The organism is Micromonospora alfalfae (genome assembly GCF_022230925.1).
GTDB lineage: Bacteria > Actinomycetota > Actinomycetes > Mycobacteriales > Micromonosporaceae > Micromonospora > Micromonospora alfalfae.
The window spans coordinates 326,183-340,570 of record NZ_JAKKFH010000062.1 but is presented as its reverse complement, the minus strand read 5'-3'; the positions used below and the strand labels follow the sequence as shown (position 1 = coordinate 340,570).

Sequence of the window (14,388 nt, the reverse complement as noted above, 5' to 3'; positions counted from 1 at the left end):
TGTCGTCCGAAGGGAGAGTGCGCCCAGGGGCGGGGCCCGGTCGTCGTCCCGCAGAGCCGTTCCCGGGCTGGCTCCACAGGGCTACTCGCCGGCGGTCACCAGACCCGTCTCGTACGCCAGCACCACTGCCTGGGCCCGGTCGCGCAGCCCCAGCTTGGCCAGGATCCGCCCGACGTGCGTCTTCACCGTCTGCTCGGCCACCACCAGGTCACCCGCGATCTCCGCGTTGTTGCGGCCCCGGGCGATCAACCGCAGCACCTCGGTCTCGCGGGGCGTGAGCCCGGCCAGGTCGGTGGGGCGGGGGCGGCGGCGGTCCGGGCGGGCCGCGAACTCGGCGATCAACCGGCGGGTCACCCCCGGGGCGAGCAGCGCGTCGCCGGCTGCCACCACCCGCACCGCCTGCACCAGGTCGGCCGCCGGGGCGTCCTTGAGCAGGAACCCGCTGGCCCCGGCGCGCAGCGCCTCGTACACGTAGTCGTCAAGGTCGAAGGTGGTGAGGATGAGCACCCGGGGTCGCTGCGTCGACCGGTCACCGAGCAGCTTGCGGGTGGCCTCCAGCCCGTCCATGACCGGCATCCGCACGTCCATCAGCACCACGTCCGGGTCGAGGTGGCGGGCGGCGGCCACCGCCTGCGCGCCGTCGGCGGCGTCCCCCACGACCAGCAGGTCCGGTTGGGCGGCGAGCAGCGCGCCGAAACCCTGCCGGACCATCGCCTGGTCGTCGGCGATCAGCACCCGGATCATCGGTCCCCGCCCTCCACGTCGTACGGCAACTCGGCCGCCACCGCGTAACCCCCGTCGGGCAGCGGCCCGGCGGTGAACGTACCGCCCAGCGAGGTGGCCCGCTCCCGCATGCCGGTCAGCCCGTGCCCGGAGCCGCCGTCGGCTGTCGGTCGGGCGTCGGCCGGGGAGTTTTCGACGCGTACCCCCAGACCGGATTGACCGGCGCGGACGGTGACCCGCACCGCGGCGCCGGCCGCGTGGCGGGCCGCGTTGGCCAGGCCCTCCTGGACGATGCGGTACGCGGCCAGCCCGACCGGCGCGGGCACCCGGTCGTCGTCCACCGGCTGGGCGTCCAGTGTCACCGGCAGCCCGGCCCGGCGTGCCGCGTCCACCATCGCGCCCAGGTCGGTGAGGTCCGGCTGCGGTGCGGTCTGCGGTCCGGTCGTCTCGCTGCGCAACACCCCCAACAGCCGCCGCATGTCGGTCAGCGCGTCACGGGCCGACGCGGCGATGGCGACGAACTCCGCGGCTGCCGGGGCCGGCACGTCCGTCAGCCGGTACGGGGCGGTCTCCGCCTGCACCGCGATCAACGACATGTGGTGGGCCACCACGTCGTGCAGCTCCCGGGCGATCCGGGTGCGTTCCTCCAGCACCGCGCGGCGCTCCTGCTCCCGTTCGCTCAGCTCGGCCTGCGCCGCCAGCGCGTGCCGGGACAGTCGGTTGCGGCGGATCAGGTCGCCCACGATCGCCAGCGCGCCGAGCAGCAGCAGGACGGGGACCCGGTTGTCGGGATGGACCAGGGTGAGCACCGGCACCGTGCTGATCGCCACCACCCAGGCCAGCACCGGCCGGTCGACCCGTGCGAAGACCACCGCCACCACAGCGATCGACCCGAGCGCCAGCGGCGGGGTCCACGGCCAGGCCTGGTCGGCCGGGGCGTTGAAGGTGCAGACCAGCAGGGCCAGCACCGTCAGCCGCCAGGCCAGCAGCGGACGCCGGGGCAGCGCCAGCAGCGGCGCCACCGTCATCGCCGCGAACAGGAGCGCGATCGGCGGCGGCAGGCCCCAGTCGCTCTCCACCGTCAACGTGATCAGGAAGAGGCCGAGCGCGGCGAGCAGACCGACCGGCGCTGCGTAGCGGGCCGGCCCGGGCCAACGGGCCAGCAACGGCCGTTCGGGCCGGGCGTCCGGGCCGAGCACTGTCTGCCGCAGAGCCCGCAGGGCCACCACGATCGGATGCCGGTTCACCACCCGGAGGCTACGGGCCGACCCCGCCACGAGGCGTGCCACCAGGGGTTGATCCCCGTGTCGTACCCCAGTGTGACGCGACTCCCGTTAGCGCTTACCTGCCGGTAACGCCTAGGCTCCGACGCGTCCGTGCTGACCATTCGCAAGGGGGAACAGTGGCCCGTACCGTGCTGGTGACCGGGGGCAACCGGGGAATCGGCCTGGCCATCGCGCAGGCCTTCGCCAAGCAGGGCGACCGGGTGGCGGTCACCCACCGGGGTGGGGGAGTGCCCGGCGCCGGTGCAGCCGAGCCGGGGTTGGGCGCAGGCGGAGCCGGCCATCAGGGCAGCCTGTTCGGCGTCCGCGCCGACGTCACCGACGCCGCCTCGATCGACGCCGCGTTCGCCGCCGTCGAGGCCGAGCTGGGGCCGGTCGAGGTGCTGGTCGCCAACGCCGGCATGACCGCCGACACGCTGCTGCTGCGGATGTCCGAGGAGCAGTTCACCGACGTGGTGGACACCAACCTCACCGGCGCGTTCCGGGTCGCGAAGCGGGCCTCCGGCAAGATGCTCCGCGCCAAGTGGGGCCGCATGATCTTCATCTCCTCGGTGGTCGGCCTCGCCGGCGGCGCCGGGCAGGTCAACTACGCCGCCAGCAAGGCTGGCCTCGTCGGCGTCGCCCGCTCGATCACCCGAGAGCTGGGCAGCCGCAACATCACCGCGAACGTGGTGGCACCCGGCTTCATCGACACCGACATGACCGCCGGCCTCTCCGGCGACCGCAAGGCGGAGATCCTCAAGTCCATCCCGGCCGGCCGCATGGCCAGCCCGGACGAGGTCGCCGCCGTGGTCACCTGGCTGGCCTCCGACAGCGCCGGGTACGTCTCCGGCGCCGTCATCCCGGTCGACGGCGGCCTCGGCATGGGCCACTAACCCTTTTGACTACGGAGGAAATCAGCGATGTCCGGACTGCTCGCCGGTAAGCGACTGCTCGTCACCGGTGTCATCACCGACGCCTCGATCGCCTTCTCGGTGGCGAAGCTCGCTCAGGAGAACGGCGCGCAGGTCGTGCTCACCGGCTACGGCCGGCTCTCCCTGGTCGAGCGGATCGCCAAGCGGCTGCCCGAGCCGGCGCCGGTCATCGAGGTGGACGTTACCAACACCGAACACCTGGCCGGCCTCGCCGACCGGGTCCGCGAACACGTCGACGGCCTCGACGGTGTCGTGCACTCGATCGGCTTCGCCCCGCAGAGCTGCCTCGGCGGCGGTTTCCTCGACGCGCCCTGGGAGGACGTGGCGACCGCCCTGCACGTGTCCACCTTCTCGTACAAGTCCCTGGCGATGGCGGCGCTGCCGCTGATGTCGCCCGGCGGCGCGGTCGTCGGCCTGACCTTCGACGCGACGAAGGCGTGGCCGGTCTACGACTGGATGGGCGTGGCCAAGGCCGGCCTGGAGTCCGCGTCCCGCTACCTGGCGCTGCACCTGGGCAAGCAGGGCATCCGCAGCAACCTGGTCGCCGCCGGGCCGCTGCGCACCATCGCCGCGAAGTCGATCCCCGGCTTCGACCAGTTCGAGGAAGCCTGGGCTCAGCGCGCCCCGCTGGGCTGGAGCCTCACCGACCAGGAGCCCGCCGCGCGGGCCTGCCTGGCGCTGCTCTCCGACTGGTTCCCGGCCACCACCGGCGAGATCGTCCACGTCGACGGCGGCTACCACGCCATCGGTTCCTGACGCCGCACCGTGACGCTCCCTGGTCACCGTCCGCGTGATCTACGCGTCCGGACCAGGGGGCGTCGCCGGGACGTCCCGGCCGAGGGGCGAGAATGACCCCATGTCGTACGACGCGCTGGTGCTGGTGTCCTTCGGCGGGCCCGAACGGCCCGAGGACGTGATGCCGTTTCTGCAGAACGTGACCCGGGGTCGGGGTGTGCCCCCCGAACGACTGGTCGAGGTCGCCGAGCACTACCAGCACTTCGGTGGGGTGTCCCCGATCAACCAGCAGTGCCGGGACCTGCTGTCCGCCGTCCGCGCCGACTTCGCCGCGCACGGTCTCGACCTGCCCATCTACTGGGGCAACCGCAACTGGGACCCGATGCTCGCCGACACCGTGACCCAGATGCGCGACGACGGGATCACCCGGGCGTTGGCCTTCGTCACCAGCGCCTACGGCGGCTACTCGTCCTGCCGGCAGTACCAGGAGGACATCGCCGCCGCCCGTGCCGCCGTCGGCCCGGACGCCCCGGTGATCGAAAAGCTGCGTCAGTTCTGGGACCACCCCGGCTTCGTCGAGCCGCACGTCGACGCGGTCCGGGCGGCGCTGGACCAGCTCGACCCGGCGAAGCGGGACACCACCCGGCTGGTCTTCACCGCCCACTCCATCCCCAACTCGATGGCTGCCAACGCCGGCCCGCACGGCGGCCGGTACGAGGCGCAGCTGCACGAGACCGCCCGGCTCGTCGCCGCTGCCGCCGCACCCGACCTGGGGTACGACCTGGTCTGGCAGAGCCGCTCCGGCCCGCCGCAGGTGCCGTGGCTGGAACCGGACATCAACGACCACCTGGCCGCCCTCGCGCACGGCGGCACCACCGGCGTGGTGGTCAGCCCGATCGGGTTCGTCTCCGATCACCTGGAGGTCGTGTGGGACCTGGACACCGAAGCGCTGGAGACGGCGAAGCAGCTCGGCCTGGACTTCGTCCGGGCCGGTACGCCGGGCACCGACCCGCGTTTCGTGACCATGGTGCGTGAGCTGGTCACCGAGCGGACCGACCCGGACGGCGCGCAGCTGCGCCGCCGCCTGGGCGAGCTGCCCATGTGGGACACCTGCCCCACCGTCTGTTGCGTGCCGACCCGTCGCCCCTGACCTCTGAGGATCATCATGCATGACCGTAAGCCCGTGCAGAGTTGGCTGACCGACATGGACGGCGTGCTGGTGCACGAGGGCCAGCCGGTGCCCGGCGCGCCGGAGTTCATCAACCGGATGCGCGCCTCCGGCAAGCCGTTCCTGGTGCTGACCAACAACTCGATCTACACCCCGCGGGACCTGACGGCCCGGCTCAGCCGGATGGGGCTGGACGTGCCGGAGGAGTCGATCTGGTCCTCAGCCCTGGCCACCGGCCAGTTCCTCGCCGACCAGCGACCGGGTGGCACCGCGTACGTCATCGGTGAGGCGGGGCTGACCACGGCGCTGCACGCCGTCGGCTACGTGCTGACCGACTTCGCCCCCGACTACGTGGTGCTCGGCGAGACCCGCACGTACAGCTTCGAGGCGATCACCAAGGCCGTCCGCCTGATCAACGATGGCGCCCGGTTCATCTGCACCAACCCCGACGTGACCGGCCCGTCCGTGGAAGGCGCGCTACCCGCCGCCGGCTCGGTCGCCGCCATGATCTCCAAGGCGACCGGGGTCGAGCCGTACTTCGTGGGCAAACCCAACCCGATGATGATGCGCTCGGCGCTGAACACCATCAACGCGCACTCGGAGAGCACCGCGATGATCGGTGACCGGATGGACACCGACATCCTGTGCGGTCTGGAGGCTGGGCTGGAGACCATCCTGGTGCTCACCGGGATCAGCAGCCGCACCGAGGCGGAGCGCTACCCGTACCGCCCGTCGCGGATCATCAACTCGGTCGCTGACCTGCTCGACGAGATCTGACCAGCCCCGGTCCTCCTCGCCCGCGCGGTGCGCTAGCGCTGATGATCGTGCTTGAACCAGGATTTAGTGGTGACCCTGCGGCGGGAGGCCACTACATCCTGGATCGAGCACGATCATGGGTGTGGTGGGGCGGCGCAGGCGCGCGTCGCGGTTGGTCGTCGCGGTCCGGGCGGCGGTGTTGCGGTGCTCGTGGCGGCGGTGCTGGTCAGGGGCGCAGGGGGGCGTTGCAGGCGGCCACCAGCGCCTGCCGGCAGGCAGCGGTCAGGGGGCGAAGTGCCGCGTCCCGTTGCTGCGCCTCGTAGTTGTTGATCGCGCCGCCCGGGGCGGCGTGCCCTGCCAACGCCAGCACCCGGTCGAGCACCGCGGCCCTGGCGAAGAGCCGGCGGGCCCGCGGGTCGAAGCCCGGTGGGAGGTCGGTGGTGCCGTCCGGGCGGCGGAGCGCAGCCAGCGCACCGGCCAGCTCGGGCCGCCACTGGGCGACGTCGAGGCGGGTCAGGACGGCTGTCGTCTCGGCCAGCGCGGCGGCCAACTCGGCCTCCGCCTCGGCGGCGCCAGGCAACGAGAGTGACGCGGCGTGGGCGTTGGCCGGCAGCGGGTAGACCCGCCAGAGCACCGTCTCGAAGCAGTCTCCGGAGCCGGAGGTGTGCAGCCGCACCTGGGGGATCAGCCCGAGCCCACCGGCGACCACCGCCTCACCCGTGACCAGCGCCGCACCGGCGAAGTCCCCGGGGCCGGGCAGACCCCTCGGGTCGCCCGGCGCGGGCAGCACCAGGCGGATCTCGTCCGGGGAGAGCTTGGCCAGGGTGGGCAGCGCGGCACCCAGCGGGACGTCGGTCCAGGTGCCCGGGGCGTCCGCAACGAGGTGTTCCTCGTCGCCGGCGATGGCGTCGGCGACCTCGTCGTAGGGCACCAACCCGGCGCGCCACGCGCGCACCCAGGCAACGAACCGGCTGGACCGGCGCGGCGCGAGAGTGGCCGCGCCCGTTGCGGGGGTGGACATGCCGAAAGGGTACGTGGTCGCGACCGGCCCTGTCTCGGCTGCCGCTCCGGTCGCCCGGCCTGCCCCCAACTGCCCTGTTCGCCCCATCGTGCCTGACCTGCGTCCACCCGCCGCCACCGCCGCCCACCCTCCCCGCCGCCCACCCGCCGCCCACCCCGCCGCCCACCCGCCGCCCCTCCCGCCGCTCAGGTCGATCATGGAGTTGTGGTGGGGGACAAGTCCCGATTGCGAGTGTTTTGTGAGGCACCAAAAGTCCATGATCGGCGGAGGGGATGGGGCAGCGGGGGCGGCTGTGGGCGTGGCGCGGTGTGTCGGGGAGCGAGGTGAGTGCGGGCTGGGTTTAGCGTGATCGACATGGCGGGGCGATACGGCGAGGACGTGTTGGCGGGCGACTGGCGACGGCGCAAGGTCACCCCCGAGGTGGACGCCGAACCGGATCTCGTGGTCGAGGATGCCGACTCCGGGTTCTGCGGAGCGGTGGTGGGCTTCGAGGCCGGAGCTGTGGTGTTGGAGGACCGGCACGGTAGGCGGCGCAACTTCCCGCTGCTGCCGGCGGCGTTCCTGCTCGACGGCCGTCCGGTGACGCTGCGCCGCCCGACCCGCGCCGCGGTGCCGGCGGCCCGTCGGCGGACCGCGTCCGGCTCGGTCGCCGTGGACAACGTCCGGGCCCAGGTGGCGAAGGCCAGCCGAATCTGGGTGGAGGGCATCCACGACGCCGCGCTGGTCGAGCGGATCTGGGGCGACGACCTACGGATCGAGGGCGTGGTGGTCGAGCCGTTGGACGGCATCGACGCCCTCGACGCCGAGGTACGCGACTTCGGCCCCGGCCCGACCCGACGACTCGGCGTGCTCGTCGACCACCTGGTGTCGGGCAGCAAGGAGAGCCGGATCGTCGCCCGGGTGAACTCGCCGCACGTGCTGGTGACCGGGCACCCCTACGTGGACGTGTGGCAGGCGGTCAAGCCGGCCGCGTTGGGCATCGCGGCCTGGCCTGTGGTGCCGCCGGGGCGGCCGTGGAAGGAGGGTGTCTGCGCGGCCCTCGGGGTGGCCGAGCCGGCCGACATGTGGCGGCACATCCTGTCCCGGGTGAACAGCTTCGCCGACGTGGAGACCCCTCTGATCAACGCCATGGAACGCCTCATCGACTTCGTCACCGAGCCGGCCTGACCGCCTGGTCCGCCGAATCCGCCCAGCGGCGGTTCAGGGCACCTCGTCCGGGCTGCGGGTGAAGACGAACGTGGCGATGTCGACAGCCCGCGCCAGTCCGTTGTCGTCGCGCAGCACCGACAGGATCTCGCCGTTCTCCGGGCCGGAACGTCCCCGCCAGCGGTCCGTCCCCTCGGCGGTGAACCGGCTCACCCGCTCACCGCGTACGTGGGCCAGCAGGTCACCAGCGTCCCAGCTCAGGTCCAGCGGAGTGCCCATCCACCACCAGCGGCCGGTCAGCTCGGCCAACTCGGCAGCCGGCGCGGCGGTGGCCGGTCGCCACGGCTGCGTGAACGCCGGTTCGGCGTCCAGCACCGTGGTGAGCAGCTGGCGGCCGAGCCCGGTGATCGGGAAGCCGTACGAGTTGGCGAAGCCGACCACTGCGGTGCGGCTGGCCCGGTGCACCACGAGGGCGGCCACGTACCCGGGCATCGAGCCGCCGTGCCCGACGTACACGCGCTCGCCGTCACGGTAGAGCTCCAGTCCCAGGCCGTGCCCGCCGGTCCAGGAGTCGAGATCGCTGATCACCACGGGGGCGCACATCTCGGTCAGCGTCTCGCCGGCCAGCACCGACGGGTCGGGGTCGGCCAGGAACGCGGCCCAGCGCCCCAGGTCCTCGATCGTCGACCAGAGCTGCCCGGCGGGGGCCATGGCACCGGTGTCGGTACGGGGTTCCTCGCGCAACGTGCCGTGCCAGGGGTGGACGACGTAGCCGCGGGCGTACGGCTCGGTGGCCGCGTAGGTGGTGCGGCGCAGGCCCAGCGGGGTGAGGATCCGTTCGTCGAGCAGGTCGGCCCACGGTTTCCCGGTGAGCCGTTCGAGCAACCCGCCGAGCAGCCCGTACGCCAGATTGGAGTAGTGGTACGCGCGGTGTGGCGCATAAGCGATCTTGTCGGCGTCGACCCCGGCGAGCAGTGTGGTGAGATCGACGCCCGCCGCCCGCTCCCACCAGTCGCCCTCGGGTTCGCGTTGGATGCCGCTGGCGTGGCCGAGCAGTTGGCGCACTGTGAGCGCGCCTACACCGGTGCCCGGCAGGTGCTGCTCCAGCCGGTCGTCCAGGGCCAGTCGGCCGGCGTCGCGCAACTGCATGATCAGGGTGGCGGTCATCGTCTTGCTGATCGAGCCCACCCGGTACTGCAGGTCGACATCCGGGCGGGGGTGTTCGCCGGCGACGGCCACATGCGCCAGCGTGCCGTCGCGGACCACGCCCAGCACCAGCGACGGGGTGTGACCGTCGGCCTGTGCCTGGGCGACCCGGGTGTCGATCTGTCGGGCGGTCTCGGGGAGCAGAGTCAACGGAATCTCCTCGGGTCGGGCCGCCGATTCGTGGTGTCTTTGACGGGCCGGAAAAGGTCTCGCCGAGCCTACTGATCTTCACGGGTGGGCTGCTCGTGCATTCGCGTGTCACGATCGGGGGGTGGACGCCGTGGTGTGGATCGTTTTGGGTGTGCTGCTGGCCGTCGCCGAGATCTTTACGACGACGCTATTTCTGATCATGTTCGGGGCCGGTGCGTTCGCCGCCGCCGGTGCTGCCGCCCTGGGCGCGCCGGTCGCCGTGCAGGCGCTGGTCTTCGCTGTGGTGTCGGCGTTGAGCCTGGTGGTGGTGCGGCCGGTTATCCGGCGGCACAGCCGCTCCGCGCTGGAGAGTGGCGAGCAGCCGTTCGGCGTGGAGGCGATCGAGGGCTCCACGGCGCTGGTGCTGGAACGGGTGGACGCCGAGCAGGGTCTCGTCAAGATTGACGGTGAGTTGTGGAGCGCCCGGTCGTACGACACGACACAGGTCTACGACCCCGGTCAACGGGTTCGGGTGATAAAGGTCCGGGGCGCGACAGCCCTGGTGTGGCAGGACGATGTTTCTTCCGCCGGCGAGCTGCCGGAATCGAGAGGGTGAACGGGATGACCTTAATCGGGGTGGTGGTGATCGCGGTGGCGTTGATCGCCGTGATAACGCTGGCCAAGGCTGTGCGGATCGTGCCGCAGCAGCGCCAGGACGTGGTGGAACGGCTCGGCAAGTACAAGCGCACCCTCAGCCCCGGCCTCAACCTGCTGGTGCCGTTCATCGACGCGGTCCGTACCAAGGTCGACATGCGGGAGCAGGTGGTCAGCTTCCCGCCGCAGCCGGTGATCACCTCGGACAACCTGGTGGTCTCGATCGACACTGTCCTCTACTTCAAGGTGGTCGACTCGGTCCGGGCGACCTACGAGATCTCCAGCTTCCTCCAGGCCATCGAGCAGTTGACCGTCACCACGTTGCGTAACGTGATCGGTTCGCTCGATCTGGAGCGGGCGCTGACCAGCCGGGACGAGATCAACCGGCACCTCTCGGGTGTGCTTGACGAGACCACCGGCCGCTGGGGCATCAAGGTGACCCGGGTCGAGATCAAGGCGATCGAGCCGCCGGCCAGCATCCGCGACTCGATGGAGAAGCAGATGCGCGCCGAGCGGGACCGCCGCGCGGCGATCCTGACCGCCGAGGGGCACAAGCAGTCGGTGATCCTCACCGCCGAGGGTGACAAGCAGTCGGCGGTGCTGCGCGCCGACGGTGACCGCCAGGCCCGGATCCTGCAGGCCGAGGGTCAGGCGAAGGCGATCCGTACGGTCTTCGACGCGATCCACCAGGCCAACCCGAGCCAGAAGGTGCTCGCCTACCAGTACCTGCAGGCTCTGCCGCAGATCGCCCAGGGCAGCGCCAACAAGGTCTGGATCGTCCCGGCCGAGCTGACCAAGGCCCTGGAGGGGATGGGTGGCGCGCTCGGTGGGCTGAGCCAGATGGTCGGGGACCTGCCCGCACCGGAGGCCGCGGACCAGGCGAGCCAGGTCGAGCGCGAGGCCGCCGAGGCGGCGCAGGCCGCGGCGGACGCGGCCCAGCAGATCCACGACGAGGTACGCGTCGCCGAGGCGCAGGCCACCGGCGGCAAGGGGCGGCAGGGGCTGCCCGCACCGGAGCCGGTGTCGCCGACCAGCCTCGTCGAGGACCCGGCCGACCAGCGTGAGCGCGGCTGATCACGGCTTAATACGAGAAAGACTCATGGGGCGCTCCGACGCCTGCCACGATCGGTCCTAGGACGGGTGGTGACCAGGCAATCGGGGCGCCCCGGCGCGTCGGTGCACCGCTCGACGACGAGCGAGGTGACGCATGAAGGATCCGGCGAATCGGATGTGGTCCTCGGCCCCGGTGCCCGGCGCACATGACCCGGTCGCCCCGCTGGGCTCCCGGCGCAGCGGTGGCGGGTTCGGCGTACTGCCCTTCGTCGGTGAGCCGACCCCGGGCGCCCCCGCCACGAACGCCAGTTGGGCCTGGTCGGTGCGCCGGTTCGCGCGGGCGGCGGTCTGGCTGCTGCCCGCGTACGCCATCCTCTACGGCGCGGTGGCGATGGCCAGCGACGGAGGGGTGGGCAACGACCCCTATCCGGCCAACGGCCGGGCGGTGTACCTGATCGGCTGGGTGGCCGCGGTCTGGCTCGGTCTGCTCGCGCTGCTGGCCCTCACCGGGCTGCTGGCCGCGACCCGCAGCCGCCGGGCGGCCGCCGCCGGGCTGCTGGTCAGCATCGCCGGCACCGTGCTGATGCTGCCGTTCGCCGGGTTCGAGGAGCAGACGCCGGTCTTCGGCACCACCGCGCGGTCGCTGGTCCTGCTCGGCGCCACGTTCTACAGCGCGGGCTGGTTCCTCACCGGGTGGGCGGTGGCCCGCTCGGGCACCTTCAGCCTCGGCGACGGCGTCATGTTGATCATCGCTGCGCCGTTGCTCGGCCTCGGCGGTGCCCTGATCGGCTCCTTGCAGACCTTCGGCGCGATCTTCGTGCTGATCGCCGGCATCGGCATCGGCTACCGCTCCGGCCGCCTGATGCCCCGTGAAACCGCCAGAGACGCCGCCACCGCCAGCCTGAGTACCCCAAACCCCTAACCCACCCACCCCACCCCACCCCTCCCCACCCACCCCTCCCCACCCACCCCACCCGGCCTCAGGCCCGCCCCTCGCCCGTTGATCATGAAGTTATTGCGCTCGGCCACGGCGTGTCGTGGCAATAACTTCATGATCAACGCGGGCCAATCGCCGGGGCCCGGGGGCCGGGGCCGGGGCCGGGGCCGGCCTTCGGTCGACTCTGAACCTTTTGGCGAGCCCGTGATCACTGGGGTGGGGGCCGGAGGGGGTGGGGTGGGAGTTGGCTGGTGGGTGGGCGTGAAGTTGCTGACAATCGCGGGGTGGGGGTGGTCGGTTGGCGCTTTTTGTGGCAATCCTGGGTTGCATGGCCGCCCCCCGCTCGCCGCTGTCGCGGCTGTTCACAGTGCTGCTCGCCGGCGTGTTGGCCGGGCTCGTCCTGGCAGTCGCCGCCCTGCCGGGCAACCTGCTGCTCGGGCTCACGGCCCGCTCCGCGCTCGGGTCGTACGCCGCGTTGCCGGCCTCGCTGAAGACCCCGGCCACGCCGCAGCGTTCGTACCTCTACGCCAACGACGGCAAGACGCTGATCACCACGTTCTACGACGTGAACCGCACCGACGTTTCCCTGTCGGAGATCGCCCCGGTCATGCGGCAGGCGATCGTGGCGGCAGAGGACCGGCGCTTCTACGACCACGGTGGCGCGGACCTGCGCGGCCTGGCCCGGGCGTTGGTGGCCAACGTCAAGGGTGGCGGCACCGAGCAGGGCGGCTCGACGCTGACCATGCAGTACGTCCGTAACGTGCTCAAGACCGATCCCACCCGCACCGCCGAGGAACGCGCCGCCGCCACCGATCCCACGGTGGGCCGCAAGATCCAGGAGATCCGGTACGCGAGTGCGCTCGACAAGAGCCTCGGCAAGGACGAGATCCTCGACAGGTACCTGAACATCGCCTACTTCGGCTCCGGGGCGTACGGGATCGCGGCGGCCAGCCAGCGGTACTTCGGCAAGCCTCCGGCGCAGCTGACCCTCGGTGAGTCGGCCCTGCTGGCCGGTCTGGTGCAGTCCCCGGACGCGTACAGCCCGATCAGCGGCGACAAGGACGAGGCGCTGGCCCGCCGGTCGTACGTGCTGGACTCGATGGTCGCCACCAACGCGATCACCGCCGCGCAGGCCGCCCAGGCCAAGGCCGAGCCGCTGGCCCTGCACCCCACCGCCCAGCCCAACGGCTGCACCGCCGTCTCCCAGGGGCACGACGACTGGGGCTACTTCTGCGACTACCTGCGCCAGTGGTGGCTGACCCAGCCGGCCTTCGGGGCCACCGTCGCGGAGCGCGAGCAGGCACTGCGGTCGGGCGGCTACACGGTGGTCACCTCGCTGGACCCGAAGATCCAGGCCACCGCGCAGCAGCAGGCCACCAAGGTCTACTCCTACGACAACAAGCGCGCCCTGCCCATCGCGGCGGTCCAGCCGGGCACCGGGCGGGTGTTGGCGATGGCCGTCAACAGGCACTACAGCCTCGCCGACAACCCGGCCGGGCAGGCGAACTACCCGAACACCGTCAACCCGCTGATCTCCGGCGGAGCCAGCGTCGACGGGTACCAGGCGGGTTCCACGTTCAAGCTGTTCACCATGCTCGCCGCGCTGGAGTCGGGCCGTACCCTCTCCACCGGTTTCGACGCGCCCGCCAAGCTGCCCACCCGGTACGCCGCCGAGGGGCCGGGTAGCTGTGACGGCCACTGGTGCCCGGCGAACGCCAACCCGGACTGGATGGACGGGTACCGGATGATGTGGGACGGCTTCGGCCGCTCCGTGAACACCTACTTCGTCTGGCTGGCCGAGCAGGTCGGCCAGGACAAGGTGGTCGAGATGGCGCAGCGGCTCGGCATCACGTTCCGCGCCGACTCGGACGCCGCCTTCGCCAAGAACAACGCCGCGAACTGGGGTTCGTTCACCCTGGGCGTGGCGGCCACCACCCCGCTGGACCTGGCCAACGCGTACGCCACGGTGGCCGCCGACGGCACCTACTGCACGCCGGTGCCTGTGGTTTCGGTGACCGGCGCGGACGGCACGAAGGTGCCGGTGGGGCAGCCCTCCTGCAAGCGGGTGCTCGACGCCGACGTCGCCCGTGCCGCGACCGACGCGGCCCGTTGCCCGGTGGGTCAGCAGTCGGCGTTCGGGCAGTGCAACGGTGGCACCGCCACCGGTGTGAACGACATCCTCGACGGCCGGCCGGTGGCTGGTAAGACGGGTAGCTCGGAGCAGAACTCCACCGAGACGTTCGTCGGCTTCACCCCGCAGGTCGCGGTGGCCGGTATCGCCGCCAACCCGGACGACCCGGCCGACTCGGTGGGCTCCGCGGTGCAGACCAAGGTGATCGACGCGGTCGCCCGGGTCATCGCCACCGCAGTGAAGGGCCAACCGGAGAAGGCGTTCGCCGCACCGAGCCACGAGCTGGCCGGCGACCCGCACCGCCCGGTGGAGCGCCCGACGGTCCCGAACCGTCGACAGGACCCCACCACCGACGACGACCCCCGCTCGGCCCTCCAACGCTGGCTCGACCGCCGAGGCTGACCATCCACCCCCACCCCCCGCACGCCGATCCGCCCCGCCCCGCCCTTTGACAGGTCCGGGTAATGCCGATGAGCGCCCACCTGATCTTGCTCGGCTCGCACCGACCAGGTGCGTGCCGGCTGACCGCAGC

13 protein-coding genes are annotated in these 14,388 nt (G+C 71.9%); 9 read left to right on the top strand and 4 right to left on the bottom strand.

The window, feature by feature from the left end; genetic code table 11:
* Positions 1 to 81 precede the first annotated feature (81 nt).
* Complete coding sequence (locus MED01_RS34420) at positions 82 to 744, bottom strand: response regulator (protein ID WP_238672678.1); 663 nt, start codon at positions 742 to 744, stop codon at positions 82 to 84.
* Positions 741 to 1,970 (bottom strand): sensor histidine kinase, encoded by a 1,230-nt coding sequence (locus MED01_RS34415; RefSeq protein WP_238672677.1) that lies wholly within the window; start codon positions 1,968 to 1,970, stop codon positions 741 to 743. The genes MED01_RS34420 and MED01_RS34415 overlap by 4 nt, the downstream gene beginning before the upstream one ends.
* Before the next feature lie 155 nt (positions 1,971 to 2,125).
* Here MED01_RS34415 and fabG point away from each other — a divergent pair, with 155 nt between their 5' ends.
* The 4 genes from fabG (at position 2,126) to MED01_RS34395 (ending at position 5,600) form a co-directional block, all read left to right on the top strand.
* Positions 2,126 to 2,881: a 3-oxoacyl-ACP reductase FabG gene (fabG, locus tag MED01_RS34410; protein WP_238672675.1), complete on the top strand. Its 756-nt coding sequence runs from the start codon at positions 2,126 to 2,128 to the stop codon at positions 2,879 to 2,881.
* A gap of 27 nt (positions 2,882 to 2,908) precedes the next feature.
* Positions 2,909 to 3,676: an enoyl-ACP reductase FabI gene (gene fabI, locus MED01_RS34405; RefSeq protein ID WP_238672674.1), complete on the top strand. Its 768-nt coding sequence runs from the start codon at positions 2,909 to 2,911 to the stop codon at positions 3,674 to 3,676.
* Positions 3,677 to 3,776: 100 nt separating this feature from the next.
* Positions 3,777 to 4,805: a ferrochelatase gene (locus tag MED01_RS34400; RefSeq protein WP_238672672.1), complete on the top strand. Its 1,029-nt coding sequence runs from the start codon at positions 3,777 to 3,779 to the stop codon at positions 4,803 to 4,805.
* A 15-nt stretch (positions 4,806 to 4,820) separates the two neighbouring features.
* On the top strand, positions 4,821 to 5,600 hold the full coding sequence (locus MED01_RS34395; protein WP_091403868.1) for an HAD-IIA family hydrolase: 780 nt from the start codon (positions 4,821 to 4,823) through the stop codon (positions 5,598 to 5,600).
* 205 nt (positions 5,601 to 5,805) lie between these two features.
* Here MED01_RS34395 and MED01_RS34390 read toward each other — a convergent pair whose 3' ends face one another.
* A complete protein-coding gene (locus MED01_RS34390; RefSeq protein WP_238672671.1) occupies positions 5,806 to 6,600 on the bottom strand; it encodes an Rv1486c family protein in 795 nt (264 codons plus the stop codon).
* 354 nt (positions 6,601 to 6,954) lie between these two features.
* On the opposite strand from MED01_RS34390, the gene MED01_RS34385 reads away from it, so the two are divergent.
* The gene (locus MED01_RS34385; protein WP_238672670.1) at positions 6,955 to 7,767 is read left to right on the top strand and encodes a DUF3097 domain-containing protein; all 813 of its coding nucleotides are present in this window, start codon (positions 6,955 to 6,957) and stop codon (positions 7,765 to 7,767) included.
* Positions 7,768 to 7,800: 33 nt separating this feature from the next.
* On the opposite strand, the gene MED01_RS34380 is transcribed toward MED01_RS34385, so the two are convergent.
* A complete protein-coding gene (locus MED01_RS34380) occupies positions 7,801 to 9,102 on the bottom strand; it encodes a serine hydrolase domain-containing protein (protein ID WP_238672668.1) in 1,302 nt (433 codons plus the stop codon).
* 121 nt (positions 9,103 to 9,223) lie between these two features.
* Here MED01_RS34380 and MED01_RS34375 point away from each other — a divergent pair, with 121 nt between their 5' ends.
* From MED01_RS34375 to MED01_RS34360, 4 genes are all read left to right on the top strand, one after another.
* Positions 9,224 to 9,697 carry an NfeD family protein gene (locus tag MED01_RS34375; protein WP_091403880.1) on the top strand — a complete coding sequence of 158 codons (474 nt, stop codon included), beginning with the start codon at positions 9,224 to 9,226 and terminating at the stop codon, positions 9,695 to 9,697.
* Between the two features lie 5 nt (positions 9,698 to 9,702).
* Positions 9,703 to 10,809, top strand: a complete 1,107-nt coding sequence (locus MED01_RS34370) for an SPFH domain-containing protein (protein WP_238672666.1) — start codon at positions 9,703 to 9,705, stop codon at positions 10,807 to 10,809.
* A 133-nt stretch (positions 10,810 to 10,942) separates the two neighbouring features.
* Positions 10,943 to 11,710 carry a hypothetical protein gene (locus MED01_RS34365; protein WP_238672664.1) on the top strand — a complete coding sequence of 256 codons (768 nt, stop codon included), beginning with the start codon at positions 10,943 to 10,945 and terminating at the stop codon, positions 11,708 to 11,710.
* A 343-nt stretch (positions 11,711 to 12,053) separates the two neighbouring features.
* Complete coding sequence (locus MED01_RS34360) at positions 12,054 to 14,258, top strand: transglycosylase domain-containing protein (protein ID WP_238672663.1); 2,205 nt, start codon at positions 12,054 to 12,056, stop codon at positions 14,256 to 14,258.
* Positions 14,259 to 14,388: the final 130 nt, after the last annotated feature.